This is a genomic window from Paenibacillus sp. PL2-23, from assembly GCF_040834005.1.
Taxonomy (GTDB): Bacteria; Bacillota; Bacilli; order Paenibacillales; family Paenibacillaceae; genus Pristimantibacillus.
On record NZ_CP162129.1, the window covers coordinates 1,307,095 to 1,326,359 of the forward strand.

Genomic DNA, 19,265 nt, shown 5'->3' on the forward strand with positions numbered 1-19,265 from the left:
ATGTCGAAGCGAGAGAGGAGCCATAAGCACAATGCTGGCAATAGACGTGAAGGAGCTGCGCAAGGACTTCCGCGTGCAGAAGAACCGGGAGGGCCTCAAGGGCGCTCTTCAGGATTTGTTCAAGAGGGAATACAGGGAGGTTAGGGCAGTCAAGGACATCTCCTTTCAAATCCCGCAAGGTGAAATATGCGGCTACATAGGAGAGAATGGAGCGGGCAAATCGACGACAATCAAGATGCTGACGGGGATTCTCGTGCCGACTGCCGGCGACTTGAAGGTCAACGGCTTCGTGCCTTATAAGGATCGAGAGAGGTTCGTCAACGAAATCGGCGTCGTCTTCGGCCAGCGGTCTCAGCTGTGGTGGGATATCGGCGTCATTGAGTCGTTCCAGCTGCTGCGCAAGGTGTATAGAGTGCCGGAGCAGGATTTCCGCAGGAGATTGGACAGGCTCGTAGAGCGGCTGCAGCTCGGCGACTTGCTCAATCGGCCGGTCCGCAAGCTGAGTCTCGGACAGCGGATGCGATGCGAGCTGGTCGCTTCCCTGCTGCATAACCCGTCCATTCTATTCCTGGACGAGCCGACCATTGGTCTCGACATCGTCGTCAAGACGGAAATCCGTGACTTCCTGATGCAGATGAACAAGGAGGAAGGCACAACCATTCTGCTGACCACTCATGATCTGCAGGATATTGAAGCGCTCTGCTCCCGCGTCATTATGCTGGATGACGGACAAATTATTTATGACGGCGGTTTGGACAAGCTGAAGACGACGTGGAGCAAGGGTCGTGATATTCAGTTTCAATTCGCCATACAGACGCCTCTTGCGAAGCTTCAGTCGCTGACGGAAGGCCTTGCGGTGAGCTGGACGATGGAGAACGATGTGACGGCCAAGCTGTTTGTGCCGCATGAGGTCAGTGTATCGGAGGCAATGGCTCGCGTGGTCAGCGGAGCGGATATTCGCGATATCAAAATATTCGAGACCAATACAGACGAAATTGTCAGGGGTATCTATCAATCGGGCTCAGCCGACGCGGCGGCCGCCAACAAGGAAGTTGCATCGTCATGATGAGCGCTTATTTCGATTTTATACGGATTCGGTTCCTGATGATGCTGGCTTACAGGGTCAATTATTACAGCGGAATCGTCATCTATGCGATCAACATTGGCGCTTATTATTTCCTGTGGCAGGCGATCTATGGGGAGCAGGATTCCCTCGCAGGCTTCACCATCGCGCAGATGACAACGTATATTGCGGTTTCGTGGATGGCCAGAGCCTTTTATTTCAACAACCTGGACCGCGAGATCGCGAACGAAATACGAGATGGCAGCGTAGCCGTGCAGCTGATTCGTCCTTATTCTTATTTGCTGGTGAAAATGATGCAGGGCTTCGGGGAAGGCGCGTTCCGGCTGCTCCTCTTCATGGTGCCCGGCATGATTATTGTCTGCCTGATCTTCCCGGTCAAGCTCCCGACAGATCCTGTTGTATGGCTGATTTATCTGGCCATGTTATTTCTCAGCTTCCTGATTAATTCGCAAATTAATATTTTGACGGGACTGTTTGCGTTTTTTGTGGAAAATAACGAAGGCATGATGCGGATGAAGCGTGTAATGGTCGACTTGTTCTCGGGCGTTGTCGTGCCGATCGCTTTTTTCCCGGGTTGGCTGAAGAGCATCATGGAGTGGCTGCCGTTCCAGGCGATTACGTATTTGCCCAGCTCGGTATTCACAGGACGAACTCCGCTTGGCGAGGCGGGAGGCGTGCTGGGGCTTCAGATAGCCTGGTTTGCCGTTCTGCTCCTGCCCATTTGGCTGACGTGGCGAGCGGCGCGCAAGCGGCTGTTCGTGCAAGGAGGGTAATGGAGAATGAGATACGCGTCGCTGTTCTGGGAATATATTAAAAACTATGCGAAAACAAGGCTGACCTACCGGGCAGACTTCTGGATTGAGGTGCTCTCCGATCTGCTGTTCCAGATTGTGAACCTGATCTTTATCTTTATTGTGTTCCAGCATACCCCTTCGCTGGGGGGATGGACGGAGCTGGAGGTGGTGTTCGTATACGGCTTCTTCATGATTCCGTTCGGCATCTTCGCCACCTTCTTCAGCATCTGGAATTTCAGCGAGCGTTACATTGTTAAGGGAGAGATGGACAGGGTGCTGACTCGTCCAGCCCACAGCTTGTTCCAGGTGCTATTCGAAAATGTAGATCCCCCGTCGATGTTCGGCTCATTTGTGGGGGCGGGCATTATGGCTTATTGCTGGGCGAAGATGGACCTGCCCTTCCATCCGGTGGATCTGCTTATTCTGGCGCTGCTCGTCATGGGAGCGGTGCTGATCTATGCGGGCTTGTATACGGCGCTGAGCGCGATATCCTTTTATTCGGACGCTCCGACCGGTATTGTGCCGCTCATGTACAACATTCAGAACTATGGCCGTTATCCGGTCAATATTTATAACAAGCTGATTCGATTTGTCCTGACCTGGCTGCTGCCGTTCGCATTTGTAGGCGTTATTCCGGCCTCTTATTTCCTGGAGAAAAAAGCGGACGATCTGTCACAGCTGGCGCTGCTGACGCCGGTTATGGGCTTGATCGTGTTCGGCATTGGACTGGCGTTCTGGAACCACGGCGTGAAGAGGTACCGCGGAGCGGGATCTTAAAGCTTAAAGGGTGAAGGCGGCTGTCTGTGACGGGAACGATTGAACTAGTATGAGAGGGGAAAGTGAGCAATGACGCTTCAACTGGGCAAAAAGGCGCCAAAATTTAAGCTGCCCGCATCAAACGGGGAGACGGTATCGCTAATGGACCTTCGGGGGCAAAACGTGGTGCTGTTCTTCTACCCCAAGGATATGACGTCGACCTGCACCGTGCAGGCTTGCGATATGCGGGACAACTATTCGGCGTTCGCAGGGGAGAATACCGTCGTCCTCGGCATTAGCGGGGACAGCGTGAAATCGCACCAACGCTTCGTGGAGAAGAAGGAGCTGCCTTACCTGCTGCTGGCGGACGAGGAGCATAAGGTATGCAAGCAGTATGGCGTCTGGCAGCAGAAGAAGCTGTATGGCAGAGAGTATATGGGCATCGTTCGCTCAACATTCCTGATCGACGCCCAAGGCAATCTGGTCCGGGAGTGGCGGAAGGTGCGCGTCAAGGGCCATGCCGAGGAAGTGCTGGAGGCGGCTCGGGGGCTTAAGAAGAAGTGATTAAGCGTGTGTGGCACGTCTAAATGATGGTGCGGGGCAGGTTTGAGGAAATAGTGTGCGCGGTCAGTGGGAGCTGGCCGCGTTTTTTGTCGTTTAGCCGGGTTTCGCTCCAAGGTGGGGAGCCTCCGAAGCTATGTTAAAATCTCGCAAGTGTAGGCATGTCCTCGAGACGCAGTTCATATACTCTATCAACTTGATTAATCATAATCACTTTGATGATAGAGAAGGGTGGCAAGGACGATGCGGCGAGTGGTGATGGCGTCAATCTGTGCGGCTGTGGTATGGTTCGGCATTATGGAGCTTGGAGGGGGAGCTTTGCGGCAGGGACAATTAGCGCAGCAGGCAGCGGGGACAAGCTATACGAAGACGGTATCCCTGCAATACGAGGCGCGTACTTTGCTGAGCGGAGGACCAGGAGCTTCAAGAGCTGGAACAGGGACGGAAGCGGGAGAAGGCTTTAAGGCCGATGATGAAAAGGCAGAAACATCTGAAGCAGCAGAAGCAGAAGGGCCAGAAGTAGGAGATGCTGCCCAAGCAGTCGGGGTAGACCAAGCGGCGCAAGGGGACCAAGCGAAGGAAGCAAACCAAGCGGCGCAAGCTGCTGGAGAAGCTCAAGCTGTACAAGAAGGTAAATTAGCCAAAGCCAACGGAGGAGAGGGAGAGAGCGGCGCTGACCGGCAGCGAGGCAAGATTGTGTATTTGACATTCGACGATGGGCCGAGCCGCCATACGCCGGAGGTGCTTCGCATTTTGGAGCAGGAAGGGATAAAGGCTACGTTCTTCGTGCTTGGCGAGCATGTTGAGGAATATCCCGAAATCGCCAAACGAATAGTCGAAGAGGGTCATGCGATCGGCAATCATACCTATAATCATAAATACGAGGAGCTATACGGCAGCTTCGGGGAGTTCGCGAATCAGATCATTCAGACGGACAACGAGATATTCAAGGCAACAGGCGTCAGAACAACGCTAATGAGAGCGCCGGGCGGATCGTATCGCAATATGGACCAAGGTTATTTTGAAGCCATGGATGCTGCGGGCTACAGTGTGCATGACTGGAATGTGGACAGCGGCGATTCCAAGCGGCGCGGCGTGCCGGCGTCGGAAATCGTAGCCAACATCAAAGCCTCCAGGATTGCGGATACGCTGAATGTTCTGCTGCACGATAGTACGGGACATGAAGAATCGGTCAAAGCCTTGCCGCAAATTATTCAATATTATAAAGCGCTCGGTTATTCGTTCGAGGTGCTGGAGGACGACGTCAAGCCCATGCAATTCCAGGTGGCGGAGCAGTCGAAGTGGAGCAGAGGCAAGCTCAAAGCCAGCGACAGGGAGAGGCTCGTCGCATTCGGCAGGGAGCTCGACGCCAGCGGGCAACGCCAGCTCTCCGCTTATCGCGAGCCGGCGCTTATCGTTCACCGTGGAGAAGAGCGTCTCGTGCTGGAAGCGAATCAATACAGGCTGATAGACGGAGCGATTCAGGTTCCGCTGCTTAGCCTGACAGAATGGCTGGGCGCAGAAGCCGAGCTGGATACGAGCTCCGGTGTTGTTGAAGCCAGCTTCATGGGTAAGCGCGTGTTCTGGATAAGCGACGCTTGGCCGCCTGCCGATGCAGAGCATCAAGCCGATGTCGAGGTACCGCTTCGAGCAACGCTTGGCGAGTTCGGCTTGCTGATCGAGGATTACGTCTATACGAAAGATCAGAGAGAGGTATGGATTCAGGAGCATCCGTGAATCTAGCAGGTCTAAACCCGTTTAAATGTGGTGACACTGAAAAATAGATAGATTTATTTTTCAGGAGGTGAATTCGGCTATGATCTCTCCACATGTATGGTATAGCAAGGAAGAAGAGCTTCGCGAGGAGTCGGCGAGGCATTGGGCAGAGCCGCCGCAGGTGCTGCTGCATCGGCTTCAGCAAAAAATAGAGAGTGTTCTGCTAGGGAAACAAGACATGATCAAGCAAGCGCTGACTGCCATGCTGGCAGGCGGACATGTGCTGCTGGAGGACGTGCCGGGCGTGGGGAAAACGATGCTGGCCAGCGCATTTGCGAGAGTGGTCGGGGGAGAGTTCCGGCGCATACAATTTACATCCGATATGATGCCGGCCGATGTGATTGGCGGTGTGGTGTTGGAGCCGAAAACGAACGAGCTCGTATACCGTCCGGGACCGATAATGGCTAATGTCGTGCTGGCGGACGAATTAAACCGAGCTTCGGCAAGAAGCCAATCGGCGCTGCTGGAAGCGATGGAGGAGCGTAGAGTGACCATTGAGGGCAAAACTCGCAGACTGCCTGTTCCCTTCATGCTGATCGCGACACAAAATCCGTTAACCTTCGAAGGGACCAGCGGACTGCCGGAGGCGCAGCTCGACCGGTTTATGATGAAGCTGTCCATCGGCTATCCGGAGGCGGAGCATGAAAACAGAATGCTGGAGCAATACGCAAGCGGCAAAAGAATGGAGCCGGAGCGCCTGAGGCCGGTGCTGGCGGTGCAGGAGTGGCTGCAAATGCAGGCGGAAGCCCGGCAAGGACATGTGCATCCGGCACTGATGCGTTACATGGTGGACATTGCAGACGCGACGCGGCGTTCGCCGGAGGCTCTGCTCGGAGTGAGTCCTCGGGCGCTGCGGGATTGGCTTCGTGCGGCGCAGGCGAGCGCCTATATCGAGGGCAGGCGTTATGTGATACCTGACGATCTGCTGGCTACGGCAGAATCCGTTCTGAGCCACCGCATTGCGCTTCGAGGGGGCGCGGGCTTCGGAGGAAGGCATGCTGCAGCCTTGATCAGGCAAGTTGCGGCAGCGACGCCGGTGCCGAAGGAAGCAGCGGCTCCCGCTGCGAAAGGAAGATGGAGATGAGCCAGCGCAGACGATATCGGCCGAGATGGGGGGGCTGGTCCTTCATAGCGGCCGCCTCCGGATTTGCCGTATATGCCGTTGTGACACGAGGCGGTGCGCTGGAATGGTTTCTCCTTGCGCTGCTGGCCGGCTTAACGATGATGAGCCTGCTTCTGCCTATAGCCGCGATAAGAGGAATCGGTGTCAGCCGCACGCTTCCGGCGGGAGAAGGAATCGCTGGAGAAGAGCTGGCGATAGGCTTGACGCTGACGCGGAAGCTGAGATTGCCGCTGGCATGGATAGCGGTGGAGGATACGCTGTGCAATACATGCAGCATGCGAGCAGAAGAAAAGTCGGTTAGAGCTGTATTTGCCCCCATGTTCGCCAAGGAGCTGGAGGCCAGCTGGAATCTGAAGGGGCTGAAGCGAGGCGTATATCAGCTCCGGTCGGTGTCCGTGACCTGCGGAGATCCGTTCGGTCTGATGTCGATTCGCCGGGAATTCGAGCTGGAGGGAGAGCTGCTTGTTGCGCCTGCTATGGTGCCGGCTGATCCCGCTCGGGAGCCAGGCGATCCATCGTTCTTCAGCAGGCTCGACGACGATAGGATACAGCGCTTGAATCCGGGCCTGCACGCGGAGCCCTCTGACGGGAATGACGGCCTGTTGACTAGAAATGCGGGAATTGGACCGGACACGAGGCCTTATGCGGACGGAGATTCCTTCAGGCATTTGGATTTTCGGGCGATGGCCAGAGGCAGAGGGCTCCACACGAAGGTATATACCGGAGCTGCGCGGCTTCAGCTGTACGTCGCGCTGGATCAATTCGCCGCCCCTTATGCGGGGGACGACGTTTTATTGGACGATTGTATCGGACAGCTGCTCGGCGATTCGGCCAGAGCCGTATCCCAGAATATTGCCGTTACGATATTGGCTGAGGGATGGACACTTGGACTTGCGGGTGCAGAGGGCAAGGAGCCGGCGCCTCGACTGATGGAGCTGCGGAGCAGATTGGCCAGACTCCAGCCGTCCAAGCAGCCTCATCAATGGGAGGGTCTGGAGCGGCTTGGCGGCAGCCCCATGTCAGGCCGGACACTTCGTATGTATTCTGCGGACTGGAGGAATGGTTCGCGATGGACAACGCTGGCGGATCAGCTTGGCGCGCAGGGCTTCCGACTGGAGCTTTTGCTGTTCACGAGCGCAGGCGTGCTGTCCTACGCGATGAGGGAGCAAGCGCGTCACCTGGAGGGCAGAGGCATTCCCGTAAGATGGCTTCAAAGCGCGCCTAGCGTTCCAGCGGGAACGCCGGCAGGATCGACAGCGGAAGGAGCGGGTGCTTATGCTCTGGGATAAGGAAGAGCAAGGGCTTGATCCTTCTTTGCTGTATCGGTTAGTCACAAGCTTGCTCCTGTTCGGCTTGCTGGCGGAGTGGCTGCTGCCCTGGGTTCATTCGACACAGTGGGCGGTTATTTATCAGCCGGCGCCGCTGCTCGCGATTATCGCTTGTATTCTGGCCGCTGGCCTGTTCCGCCTGAACGGCGTTGTCGCTGTGATCATCTACTCCCTGCTGATCGTGTGCTGCCTGATGTGGCTGTTCAAAGAGCAAGGGCAAAGCGGAGCGGAATGGCTGCTGTCATTCCCCGGCATGCTTGTCCGGCATGTCGGCCTTATGGCGGAGCAAGGCGTGTGGGCGATGTCGGATGAGCTGCGGACCTTGCTGCTGTTCGTGGGATGGGCTATGCTGGCGCCGGCCCTGCAGGCGCTGGTGTGGCTCCGTCAGGCTGCGTTTGGCATTGCGGGAGCGACTTTGCTTTATTTGGTCGCGCTGCACGTGTGGCTCGGGATGGATGTGATGGGCGGTGTAGTACGCGCTTCCTCGGAAGGGGTACTGCTGGCAGCCGTTGTCGCGCTGCCTCGCGCCCGCAGGGTAATGGAGGCGGGGATCGGCCGGCTGAAGGCTGTCGAGGGCAGCTGGATCGCGGCCTCGATGTTCGTCACGCTTATCGTCGTAGGGTGCGCGCTGCTGGCTGCTGGCGGGAAGGAGTGGGAGCTAGCGCCGCCGGAGTGGACGCGATCGTTCAGCGAGAGGCTGGAGGAAGGCATCGCGCGACTGAACAACGGACAAGCCAGCCTGTCAACGCTGGGCACCTTGAGCGAAGGGGGACCGGGCCAGGGGCTGACAGGCTACGGCTTCGACGACACGCTGCTGGGGGCAGCCGTTGCGGATGATCCGGCTACGATATTTTGGGGGTATTCACCGCTTCGTACGTATTGGCGCGGGGAGGCGAAGGCGATCTACGACGGCTCCGGCTGGAGCAATCCCAGCCTGGAATTGATCCTGCGGCAGGTGCGAGAGGCGACAGAGACTGTCAGCGAAGCTTCGGCAGAGGTGGAGGGCGGACGCGGCCTGCAGGGAGCATGGATTACGCAGGTCGTCAGATGGGAGACGCCGAGTCCTGGGATGCCGATATTTATGGCGGGCAAGGATGGCCGGGTGACGGAGCTGATTGGCGCCAATCCGCGTAGAATGCTGGACAGCTATTTGGCCAGCGATGAATATGGCTCGTTGTACGCCAAATCCGGCGAATGGCTTCTTGGTCAATATACGACGTTAAGCCGTCTGCCCGTTACGGACGGAGCCGTGCTTCGTTCGCTGGATGATGGGCAAGCGGGTCCGGACGCGTCTGTTCTGACGGGAGAAGCCGCTGTGGATGGCAGCTTGACGGAGGAGGAGCTGGCGCCGTTTCTGCAGCTGCCTTCGGGGCTGCCCCTTCGTGTGCGTGCGCTGGCGTCCGAAATTTCGGGCGGCGGAGCGACAAGCCGTTACGACCGGGTTCAGGCGATCGAGCAATATTTGAAGAGCGCATATGTGTATACCAAGACGAACAGCCAAATTCCGCCTCAGGGAACGGATTTTGTGGATCATTTCCTGTTCCAGCAGAAGAGCGGCTATTGTGTGCATTTCTCCACGGCGATGGTCGTCCTGCTGAGGGCGGAGGGCATTCCAGCCAGATGGGTGAAAGGGTTCGCGCCTGGCACGCCGGTAGATGTGGAAGGCGACGAGCTGAGGCTGGAGCAAGGGTCCCAGTCTCAGTCTCGGCCTGCACAAGGGGAGCACGAACGCCTCTACGAGGTGAAAAGCTCGGACGCTCACGCATGGGTGGAGGTATATTTTCCCGGTGCGGGCTGGGTGCCGTTCGATCCGACGCCGGGCTTCGACGGCGTCTCAGCTATAACCGCCGCCGCAGCAGCCGGCGGCGGATCAATGGCGGCTGCGGCGCAAGGCAGCGCAGCCGTCACAGCGGCCGCCACGGCCAGCGGGCTATCGCTGGCCGAGCGGCTGGAAGCGGCGGCGGAGCATACCGCCGCTGCCGTATCGCGCTTCGCGCGAGAGCTCGCGGGCGGCGCGCAGCTCGCCGCGAACCGCGCGGCGGCCGAGCCTGCGGCGGCGGCCGCCATAGGCGCCGCGGCGCTGGCGCTGGTCGGCGGCGCGTTGGCCGCTGCGCGGCGCAAGCGGCTGCGCCTCGCGCTCGCGCAGCGGCGCTATCGCGCGGCGTGCGCGGAGCTCGCCGCGCGGGAGTCGGCGCGGGCGCCGAGCCCGAGCGCCGAGGGCGGGCTCGGCCCGCGCCGGCCGCGCAGCGCTGCCGCTGCGGAGGCGGCGGCAGCCGCAGCGCAGCAGCGGAGCGCGCTGGTCGATGTCGCGGAGGCGCTCATCGACCTGCTGTGGAGCCGCGTGCCGCGAGGCTCCGATGCGGCTCGCGCTATGATGCAGCGCGACAGCATGACGATGCGGGAGCTGATCCGCAGCTTGGGCGCAAGCATGAGCGCGGAGCGGCGCGCCGAGCTGGAGCGTATCGCCAGATGGGTGGAGGAAGCGCGCTACGCCGCTCCCGGAGAGCTGGCGAGCGCCCCTGCGCCCGCGGAGCTGAAGCTTGCTTGCGCGAAGCTTATCGCGCGCGAGCCACGCGAGCCGGCGCGGCAATGGAAGAGGCCGAACAGCGTAGCAGACGAGCCGTTGAAATAGGTATTGTGGTGGTGGAGGGCTGAACGCTAACGACTGAGCGCGCGCGGCCCTTCCCATCCCAGCACAAATAGACGTTCCTGGCACGTCTAATTGCTCACGACCACCCCTCTCAGCGCAAATAGACGTTCCTGGCACGTCTAAATGCTCGCGCTCGCTCATCTCAGCACAAATAGACGTTCCTGGCACGTCTAAATGCTCGCGACCGCCCATCCCAGCACAAATAGACGTTTCTAGCACGTCTAAATGCTCGCAACCAGCTATCTCAGCACAAATAAACGTTCCTGGCACGTCTAATTGCTAGTGATCGCTCATCCCAGCACAAATAGACGTTCCTGACTGACACACTTAATTGCTCGAAACTGCCCGCCCAGCACGAATAGGCATATCTGGCACGCTTGATTGCTTCAGCGGCTTTTTGTTTTCAAGCTAACAATGACCAAAACGATCCGCCAGCAGACGCTTGCGGGAGCGTGTGCCACACTCTGCAGGTGCGCCGCGCGAAGCCTGCTGTTATCGCCTTGACGGGCTCAGAGCGCCTTATATATAATTAGTAGATCAATTGAGGGAGGCTCGGTCATGACGAAGCAAAACGAAATTATTGTTGTCCTCGATTTCGGTGGACAATACAACCAGCTGATTGCGCGCCGCATCCGCGATTTGGGCGTGTACAGTGAGCTGTTGCCATTCAATACGCCGGTAGAACGGATCCGGGAATTGCAGCCGAAGGGCATTGTATTCTCGGGAGGACCGGCTAGCGTATACGAGGTGAATTCTCCGCTTGTCGATCCGGCGGTATATGATCTGGGCGTGCCGATCTTCGGCATCTGCTACGGCATGCAGATGATGTCCCATCAGCTGAGCGGCAAGGTGGAGCGCGCAGGCAAACGCGAATATGGCAAAGCCGAAGTGGAATTTGCAGAGGGCAGCCATATTGTGCAGGGACTGGATAGAGTACAGACGGTATGGATGAGCCATAGCGACCTCGTTATCGAGCCGCCAGCGGGCTTCCGCGTCGATGCAAGCACGGAGCATGCTCCGATCGCGGGTATGAGCCATCCGGAACGTGGACTGTACGCTGTACAATTCCATCCGGAAGTGCGCCACTCCGTATACGGCAATGAGATGATTCGCAATTTCCTGTACAACATCTGCAAATGCGAAGGCAACTGGTCTATGGAGACCTTCATTGATGATACCGTTCGCGAGATTCGTGAGCAGGTTGGCAATAAAAAGGTTCTTTGCGCGCTGTCGGGCGGTGTAGACTCCTCTGTAGTAGCCATTCTGCTTCACAAGGCTATCGGCGACCAGCTGACTTGTATGTTCATCGACCATGGCTTGCTGCGCAAGGGCGAAGCGGAGAGCGTCATGGAGACCTTCGTTGGCAAGTTCGACATGAAGGTGCTGAAGATCGACGCCAAGGAGCGTTTCCTCGGCAAGCTGGCCGGTGTGGACGATCCCGAGCAGAAGCGCAAAATTATCGGCAACGAGTTTATTTATGTGTTCCAGGAAGAATCGGACAAGCTGGATGACTTTGAATTCCTGGCTCAGGGCACTCTCTATACGGACATCGTTGAGAGCGGCACCGCTACGGCACAGACGATCAAGTCCCATCACAACGTAGGCGGTCTGCCGGAGGACATTAAGTTCAAGCTGGTGGAGCCTCTCAAGGCACTATTCAAGGACGAGGTTCGCAAGGTCGGCGAGGAGTGCGGTCTGCCGGAGGCTATCGTATGGCGCCAGCCGTTCCCGGGTCCGGGTCTGGCCATTCGTGTGCTTGGCGAGGTAACAGAAGAGAAGCTGCATATCGTGCGCGAATCCGATGCGATCCTGCGTGACGAAATTGCCAAAGCCGGTCTTGACCGCGAGATTTGGCAATATTTCACGGCGCTTCCGAACATGAAGAGCGTCGGCGTAATGGGCGATGCCCGTACGTACTCTTACACAGTAGGCATCCGCGCCGTCACGTCTATTGATGGCATGACTGCTGACTGGGCCCGCATCCCTTGGGATGTGCTGGAGAAAATCTCCGTTCGTATCGTCAACGAGGTGGACAACGTCAACCGCATTGTGTTTGATGTGACCTCGAAGCCGCCAGCGACGATCGAGTGGGAGTAGTCTTCCCTCAGCTATATCTATAGAATTCAATAATAAAATCCCTTTTATTTGCCTCATTTGAGCAAATGAAGGGGATTTTTTTGTGGTGCAACCAATGAATTTACCAGCCCAATTCAGTAAATACATGGTATAATCTTACTATGTCTTAACTCCTACTAGCGATCAGTTATCGGAATAATTACAAGGGGATTGTTACATGTCTATATTTAATATGCTGTTTGGCCAGAAAAGAACAATCAAAAGTCCTGCTTTTGTTAAAGACTTTTCTAAGGTGAATGATCAACTAACTGCTCTTAATGAGCTGCTTGATAAAGTTTTTGACGGGGAAAAGAAGGACAACATCGAGAGAGATATTAAGCTTCTTAAATACGGATTAGATGGCGAAAATAATGTTTATTTTGAACTGAAAAATTCGTTCCTCCCCATATTATGTCTGCATGATGTAAGGGTGGCATATGAGGATTATGTCGCACAGCTTGATTTTGTGGTCATTTCTAATAAGTTTACCTGCATCTTAGAAACAAAAAAGTTGAGCGGTAATATTTCCATTGATCAAGATGGCAATTTTGTGCGAACAATAAAAAATAAGTTCGGTAAAGAGTATAAGGAAGGGATCTACAGCCCCGTTACGCAGAATAAAAGGCATATCGATATTCTAAAGCATGTACTCTCGAAAGAGCTGAAAATTAACAACATGCCAATCCTGTCGCTTGTAGTTATGGCAAATCCTAAAACGATAATCAAGAAGTATAAGTGTCCGGCGGAAATTGATAGAACGCTTATTAAGTATGATCAGATTAAAGCTACCTTAGAGAAATTTCAGAATGATAAAGCCAATCTATACGATCTTCCTGAAAAGGATATGTTCGATATTGCCAATTTGCTCGTCAGATTGAACACACCGATTAATATGGATTTGGAGGCTAAGTACCAGCTTGCCATCGAAGAGTATCAGAAGAAAGGCGAAGAGCAGCTTCGTGAGGAATTGACAGCCTATCGACTTCAAACATCAAGAGCCGAGAACATAAAGGCTTACTACATATTCAACAACGCTGAGATGGAGGATATGATTACGAAGTATCCACGAACGACAGAGGAGTTATTAGGAGTAAAGGGATTTGGTAAAGGGAAGCTGGATAAGTATGGAGAAGCAATTTTGAATATCTTTAATTCGTGAGGTGCACCCCTTCATTTGCGTTTATCGCAGATTGAAGGGGATTTTTTTGTGAAAATATTTCTACACGACATTTTACGAAAAATATACCAATTCATATAGGATTTAAACAAGACGAAATGGCGCGATTCGACTACAGTGTTATTTGTAAGCGCTAACAGTAAGCGCATTCAAAGAGAGGGAAGTGATATGATGTTCAACGTTCAACACGCTTCATTCAAGCTACGCCAAGCAGTCGTGTATACCGCTATTCTCTCGCTTGCTTTATTCGGCATTCCAACTGCCTCCCAGGCCGCATCCGTTACTTGCAGCACCGCTTCATGCCTCACATCGGCACTTGCTAATGCGCAGCCTGGCGATGTGATCACCCTTGCAGCGGGCGTGACCTTTACGGGCAACTTTGTTGCGGCCAAGAATGGCACCGCCTCTGCCAAAATTACAATCAAAGGAGCAAGCTCCACCAATAAGCCGATCCTGAATGGCGGCACAACCTCCAGCGGCTACGCCCTCTATGTGACCGGCGACTACTACGACATCCGCAATGTGAAGGTGACAAACGCCAAGAAGGGTATCATGCTCGACCATGCCAATAACACGTGGATCGAATATGTCGATGTGTACAACATCGGTGAAGAAGGCGTGCATTACCGGGACGGAAGCTCCAATAATGTCATCAAGAACTCCACCGTATACGATACAGGGAAGCTGAATCCCGAATACGGCGAAGGTGTATATGTAGGCTCGGACATCGGCAAATGGGGCACCTATAAGAAAGAAACAAATAACAACCGGATTTCCTCTGTATCCTTTGGTCCCAATGTGCGGGCTGAGCATGTGGATATTAAGGAAGGCTCCTCGGGCACCATTGTCGAGAATTGCACCTTCAACGGAACGGGCATCTCAGGCGCCAATTATGCGGACAGCTTCATTGATGTGAAGGGCAACAACGACATCATTAAGAATAACGTCGGCTACCGCAACGGCAACAGCAAGATCGTAGATGCCTTCCAGGTGCATGAACGCGCCAGCGGCTGGGGACAGAACGCCAGCTTCACCGGCAATACGTTATATCTCGACAACGCGACCCCATATGTCGTCAATGCCGATAACGGCGCCACGGCCACAGCCTCCGGCAACACGCGCAGCCCATCCGGCAATATGTACAAGGGAAGCGTGAATTAAGGATTTATTTTGGATAAAAAGTGCGGGACCCTCTTATCTGTGAGCTGTTGCAGGTGGGAGGTTTTTTGTTTAAGGAAATCAAGTGGTTCTGGAGTGAGATGACAAGTCCGTCGAGCAGCTTATCGCTAGAAAGGCGAGCGAGAGACAAGTATACTATTGGTATACGGTCATGAAACAGAAAACTAGTAGCTCAGGCAATAAAACTATCGCCATACCAAAAAGAAATAATGGAGGAGTTATGTCTAAAGTGGTATTGTTCTTTGCTACCAAAACTGATATAGAACTAGGACTTAGCGAGGCAGAATTCGACTCTACGAAAGACGCTTGGTATAGAGCGTTCGTACAACCCGCTTCACGTACAATAATCGAGATTCAATCCAAGTACTTGCAGTGAAGAGAATAGTCTATTCGTTACTTGTCGTGGTTGTAATCCTCATTCTCTTCATCTCGGTCCAAGGGCTTCCCTTCCCCAGAACGGTCGATGGTGATTTCGTATTCATCACAAAGAGTGCACAATTGGTCCGCTGGTCACCTGATGGTAACCAACTGGCTCTTCTGAATGAATCCGAGCACTTGATTGTGGCGGATGTTAAGGATCGGATCAAATTCCGGAACATCCATGAGTCTGGGTTTATCTTCTCTAATGCAGCCTGGGATCCGGAGGGGACTAAACTTTATTACTTCGAGACACCTTATGACGATTATGACGGTGTAACAGGCGACAGTCAGCTGCGCGTCATTGATGTCCAGTCGAAGCAGGAATCCATCATTCATCCGCAACAATTCTACGTAGCAGGTGATGTGGATTTTTCGCCATACGATGGGAAACTGTACTTCCAGAGCACGGCACAAGGGAGCCGTGAAAGTGTCATCATGTCCTATGACTTTCGAACGGATGCTTATACGGATATAACCACCCCGCTCAGCATTAAGGTGACTACAGGGAGCAGGCTATCTAGAGATGGCAAGTGGCTATTCATCAATGAATCTCTCGGGAACGGTAATGGTCATCGAGGAATCATCCTGGACCTCGAATCGGGGAGAAGATGGACAATCAGCGACCACTACCTGCAGAGTCCGACCTGGTCCCCGGACAAGAAGTGGATCGCATATGCAAGAGATCACGAGGTCTTTCTCATTCCAACCGATCGCATCGACGTTGGGACGCGTATCTTGGAGGACCATTACGTAACGGGACTAGACTGGTCCCCTAAGGGAGACAGAATCGTCTTCTATACAGGAACCAATATCCGGATCGATAGCTCCAAGGCCTATCTGATGCGAGTACCCGATGCTTATTTGCCTTGCTAAATTAGGACATGATTCCCAATTGTACCTAGAGAACTGAACAGGAAGAGCCATGAGGCATGTTGTGAAAAGTCTATGTTTGTTATTCCTTATTCCTGCATACTTGTATAAATATTCAAAATCTAATACTATTATCTAGTATCCCGTGCCAAGCTGCTAACTAGACAAATCATATGTACGCATAGATACCTATTCAAATACTTTGAGGAGGTTTTTTTGCTTGAAAAAAAGATTGTCTATTGTCCTCGCTTTCACTCTGCTTCTGACGTCCATGCTCTCTGGCGCGGCCGTCGCTGCACCCAAAAAAACAGATGCAACCTTCAACCTGGCCTTACAAGCGCTGATGGGCAAAGACAACACGGAATTGACGATGCAAGTCTATTCGAATACTGGAGACTATATGCCTCCACAAGAGCTCAAGAAGGTAGAGCTTGAGGTCTATGACACGATTACCGGCAAGAAGGTAATAGATAAGAAATTTAAGAATGTATCCAATTATCCCAATATTGCTGCGCTCACTTTAAACAATATAAAGCGCCATCAAGTTGTCAATACGAAGATTACATTCAAGCATGATGAGCTTAAGGGTGAGCAGACACTAACTGGGGAAACGCAGGTGCTTCTTCGTCCCGACCTAGTGCTAGACGATCTGCAAGCGCCTTCCCATATAGCTCCTAATGAGCAGTTTATAGTAACCGCGGACTTGAAAGAGCTGAATGGTGATCTAGGCGATGCGGCGCGGGTCGATGTCGTATTCGATGGTGTGGTGCTGGGCACGCTGAACGAAGTGTATGCAGCCAAAGGCGGAGTCACACCAATTGCGATTCCAGTATCCTTGAAATATCCTGGAACGTACCCGATGCAGCTGAAGATCATCAAAACCGGTATTCCGCAATACGATACGTCGAATGATGTGCTCGACTTCACTGTTACCGTTGAGGAGAAGCAGCAGACTAATCCGTTAACGGATTACTCCGTGCAATATGACTATTCACCAAGCTATGCGCAGCACCTACGCGAATGGGTGAATGGAAGCTTGTTCTATGCCTATGACTATGAGCCTGCCAGCTTTGAGTCATTCAGTATGAATGCCCAGGTACCAGGCGATATGCTTAATGGCGGAAGCATGACGGTTAGCCTTCAGGGCGCTGGAGGAGGCTCGTACAGCTTTACAGTGCCCGTTCTTACAGCGAAGGAAGAGGCGAGCATGTACAATCCGTTCAACTATGAGGATCGTAACAGCGGTTTAATGGTTACGGTCTACCCTAACCCTGGCGGTCCAGATGTGGTCAGCCTTACCAAAAACGCCGGCTTCTATGAGCAAAGTTACTTCACTGAAGGGACTTGGCAGCAGTTATCTTATGCTGAGGGCGAATTTGCGCTGAACGAAAAGGATTCAGTCGCCTTCACGATCTCCATCACGAACAACACAGGCGAGACCTTCAGCCTGTCGGATGTCATATCTCTCGACTATTCGCCAACACAATATGACGACACGTGGAATTATCAGAGCAACACAACTCATTCCTGGGGCTTCATGGACAAGTATGCAGGCTTCGTGTCCTCTTATGTGAATTGGTAACATAGTAAGGTTGGGTATCAAACGGACTCGGAAAATACTGAATTTAAAACCTTGATTGGCTTAGTGCCTATCAAGGTTTTTTCTTTGAACCTGAATTACGAAAGTAAAGCTACATAAAAATATGAAAAGGTACCCTGATATTTGGTAGAATGGTGTTTGTTGGAACAACATCACCCAAAGAGAGGGGCACCTTTAAGGTGAAGTTTATCAGAAAACGATCCGTTATCACGTAAACAAAATAAAGATAAATAAAATAAATGAGGAGTGACATAGTTGGACAACCAGATCATCTATGAGTTGAATTGGACTAGGGAACAATTGTGGAAGGGATGGATATGTGGTCTATCGGGTAGGCAAAGCCATTATTGGAGCTAAATTGCCATTATTTTCCCTCCATGAAAAAGCAGTAAATGCATAGGAGTTCCGTCAGTATTAGTCACGGAGCTCCTATGCAAATGGTTTATTCGACTAATCTGTGAATAGGATTTCCGTAGAACTCCAAAGGGGTCACCTGTTCGAGATTAGGCGGGAACAGTGGAGACAAGAACGCTCGAAGCTCTCTGAGCTGATCGTCGGAGTAGTTGTTAATATCGGCGCTAAGCTGAAGCTGTACACCAGACGGCCATCGTTTCTGCGAGAAGCATGGAGCGTGTTCTGTTATGTAATCGAGCCCCCCCAGGCTGGCGATATGGAGTTCACTCAGGAAATTCATCCAGAAGTAGCCCTTGACATGATGTCTGTAACCAGGCTTACTGAACGGAGGGATTTTATAGTAGTTTTCAAAAGGTGTCATCATAGGGCTAGACCCGGCAATAGTCTCGTATGTTATAAATCCGGTAACCCCTCTTGAAATGGATAGTGCTCGTTCAAACAGGACTATGAATTTTTGCTGAATGTCCTGCGGGATGTGCCCCCCTAGTACTCTGTCACTTAGTGAAAAACCTATTCCATTCGGATAATTATATAATTCCTGAGACCGGGTGGGGAAATTAGAAGCATAATTGCAAGAGATGCCCAAGCAGAAATCCTGAGGATAGGTGGCTGGCGGAGCGTCTTCGTCGTAATGGGGATCATCATCCCATTCATAGTAGTCGATAATCAGCAGTTGTACAAGCTCTTGGTTCAGCAACATTTTATAAACCTTATTGATGTTTTTTTCGTTATAGAGCATTCTCTGCGAGCGGTGATTGGTTTTCTCCAGTTCGATCACGAGTCCCTTCTTCAAATAAGGCACGAAGGCGATCAGTATATCGTTGATGAACGGGACAAGAGAACTCCCGCGGTCAGATAAACTTTCGTAAGTCGTTACATGCAGACAAATGGCTTTTGAAAACAAGATATCCAAACAGACCACTCCTTCTTATATTTCTTCGCAGGCAGATTACATAGGATACAATCAATAATGCGATATTGAAACGACGAAAAAACTTGAATGGAATCAAGGATATAATACCATGAAATAACAATTTTTACGATAAGCATGGCCGAAAGAACGTCAACAGCTACCATGCTCTCAGGCAAGTTCTCTCAGCTAAATCGGATTTCGAAAAAACGGAAACAGGAGGACAAAATGACATCTATCGCCTATCAAGGCATGGCGCAATCAGCCGTTTATGTCCATGCCACCAATGAAAAGGTACGGGAATTCGCGCTTGCACATGGATGGAACGCGTCATATAGTTATGGACAAGTTATATCAGAGGGGACTTCGAGTAAAATACCCTTCCGTATTCACAGAAAGCCATGACTTATCCCCATATGAATTTATGGAAGCGGTCAAGCTAGAGAGGGCCAATGAGGAAAAAAATGTTAGCAAAAGAGAGAAAGTTTGTCGAAACTAATCCAGGTCC

Annotated in this window: 14 protein-coding genes; 13 read left to right on the forward strand and 1 reads right to left on the reverse strand. The window is 52.9% G+C overall.

The window, feature by feature from the left end; translation table 11 throughout:
• The first annotated feature begins 31 nt into the window (after positions 1-31).
• The 13 genes from AB1S56_RS05640 (at position 32) to AB1S56_RS05700 (ending at position 17,415) form a co-directional block, all read left to right on the forward strand.
• Positions 32-1,066 (forward strand): ABC transporter ATP-binding protein, encoded by a 1,035-nt coding sequence (locus AB1S56_RS05640; protein ID WP_340872380.1) that lies wholly within the window; start codon positions 32-34, stop codon positions 1,064-1,066.
• On the forward strand, positions 1,063-1,857 hold the full coding sequence (locus AB1S56_RS05645) for an ABC-2 family transporter protein (RefSeq protein ID WP_340872381.1): 795 nt from the start codon (positions 1,063-1,065) through the stop codon (positions 1,855-1,857). The genes AB1S56_RS05640 and AB1S56_RS05645 overlap by 4 nt, the downstream gene beginning before the upstream one ends.
• Positions 1,858-1,863: 6 nt before the next feature.
• On the forward strand, positions 1,864-2,655 hold the full coding sequence (locus tag AB1S56_RS05650; RefSeq protein WP_340872382.1) for an ABC-2 family transporter protein: 792 nt from the start codon (positions 1,864-1,866) through the stop codon (positions 2,653-2,655).
• Positions 2,656-2,724: 69 nt separating this feature from the next.
• Entirely contained in the window at positions 2,725-3,198 is a 474-nt protein-coding gene (gene bcp, locus AB1S56_RS05655) for a thioredoxin-dependent thiol peroxidase (RefSeq protein ID WP_340872385.1), read from the forward strand.
• Positions 3,199-3,438: 240 nt separating this feature from the next.
• Complete coding sequence (locus tag AB1S56_RS05660) at positions 3,439-4,932, forward strand: polysaccharide deacetylase family protein (RefSeq protein WP_340872387.1); 1,494 nt, start codon at positions 3,439-3,441, stop codon at positions 4,930-4,932.
• Between the two features lie 79 nt (positions 4,933-5,011).
• Complete coding sequence (locus tag AB1S56_RS05665; protein WP_340872389.1) at positions 5,012-6,055, forward strand: MoxR family ATPase; 1,044 nt, start codon at positions 5,012-5,014, stop codon at positions 6,053-6,055.
• Entirely contained in the window at positions 6,052-7,383 is a 1,332-nt protein-coding gene (locus tag AB1S56_RS05670; protein ID WP_340872391.1) for a DUF58 domain-containing protein, read from the forward strand. Before AB1S56_RS05665 ends, AB1S56_RS05670 begins: the two co-directional genes overlap by 4 nt.
• Positions 7,370-10,054, forward strand: coding sequence for a transglutaminase-like domain-containing protein (locus AB1S56_RS05675; RefSeq protein WP_340872393.1), 2,685 nt, complete (start codon positions 7,370-7,372; stop codon positions 10,052-10,054). Before AB1S56_RS05670 ends, AB1S56_RS05675 begins: the two co-directional genes overlap by 14 nt.
• A 576-nt stretch (positions 10,055-10,630) precedes the next feature.
• A complete protein-coding gene (gene guaA / locus AB1S56_RS05680) occupies positions 10,631-12,169 on the forward strand; it encodes a glutamine-hydrolyzing GMP synthase (protein WP_340872395.1) in 1,539 nt (512 codons plus the stop codon).
• A 196-nt stretch (positions 12,170-12,365) separates the two neighbouring features.
• Positions 12,366-13,346 carry an NERD domain-containing protein gene (locus AB1S56_RS05685; RefSeq protein ID WP_340872396.1) on the forward strand — a complete coding sequence of 327 codons (981 nt, stop codon included), beginning with the start codon at positions 12,366-12,368 and terminating at the stop codon, positions 13,344-13,346.
• Between the two features lie 186 nt (positions 13,347-13,532).
• Positions 13,533-14,525, forward strand: coding sequence for a right-handed parallel beta-helix repeat-containing protein (locus AB1S56_RS05690; RefSeq protein ID WP_340872398.1), 993 nt, complete (start codon positions 13,533-13,535; stop codon positions 14,523-14,525).
• 516 nt (positions 14,526-15,041) lie between these two features.
• Entirely contained in the window at positions 15,042-15,836 is a 795-nt protein-coding gene (locus tag AB1S56_RS05695; protein ID WP_340872400.1) for a hypothetical protein, read from the forward strand.
• 217 nt (positions 15,837-16,053) lie between these two features.
• Positions 16,054-17,415 carry a hypothetical protein gene (locus AB1S56_RS05700; RefSeq protein ID WP_340872402.1) on the forward strand — a complete coding sequence of 454 codons (1,362 nt, stop codon included), beginning with the start codon at positions 16,054-16,056 and terminating at the stop codon, positions 17,413-17,415.
• A 460-nt stretch (positions 17,416-17,875) separates the two neighbouring features.
• On the opposite strand, the gene AB1S56_RS05705 is transcribed toward AB1S56_RS05700, so the two are convergent.
• On the reverse strand, positions 17,876-18,760 hold the full coding sequence (locus AB1S56_RS05705) for a hypothetical protein (protein ID WP_340872404.1): 885 nt from the start codon (positions 18,758-18,760) through the stop codon (positions 17,876-17,878).
• Positions 18,761-19,265 lie beyond the last annotated feature (505 nt).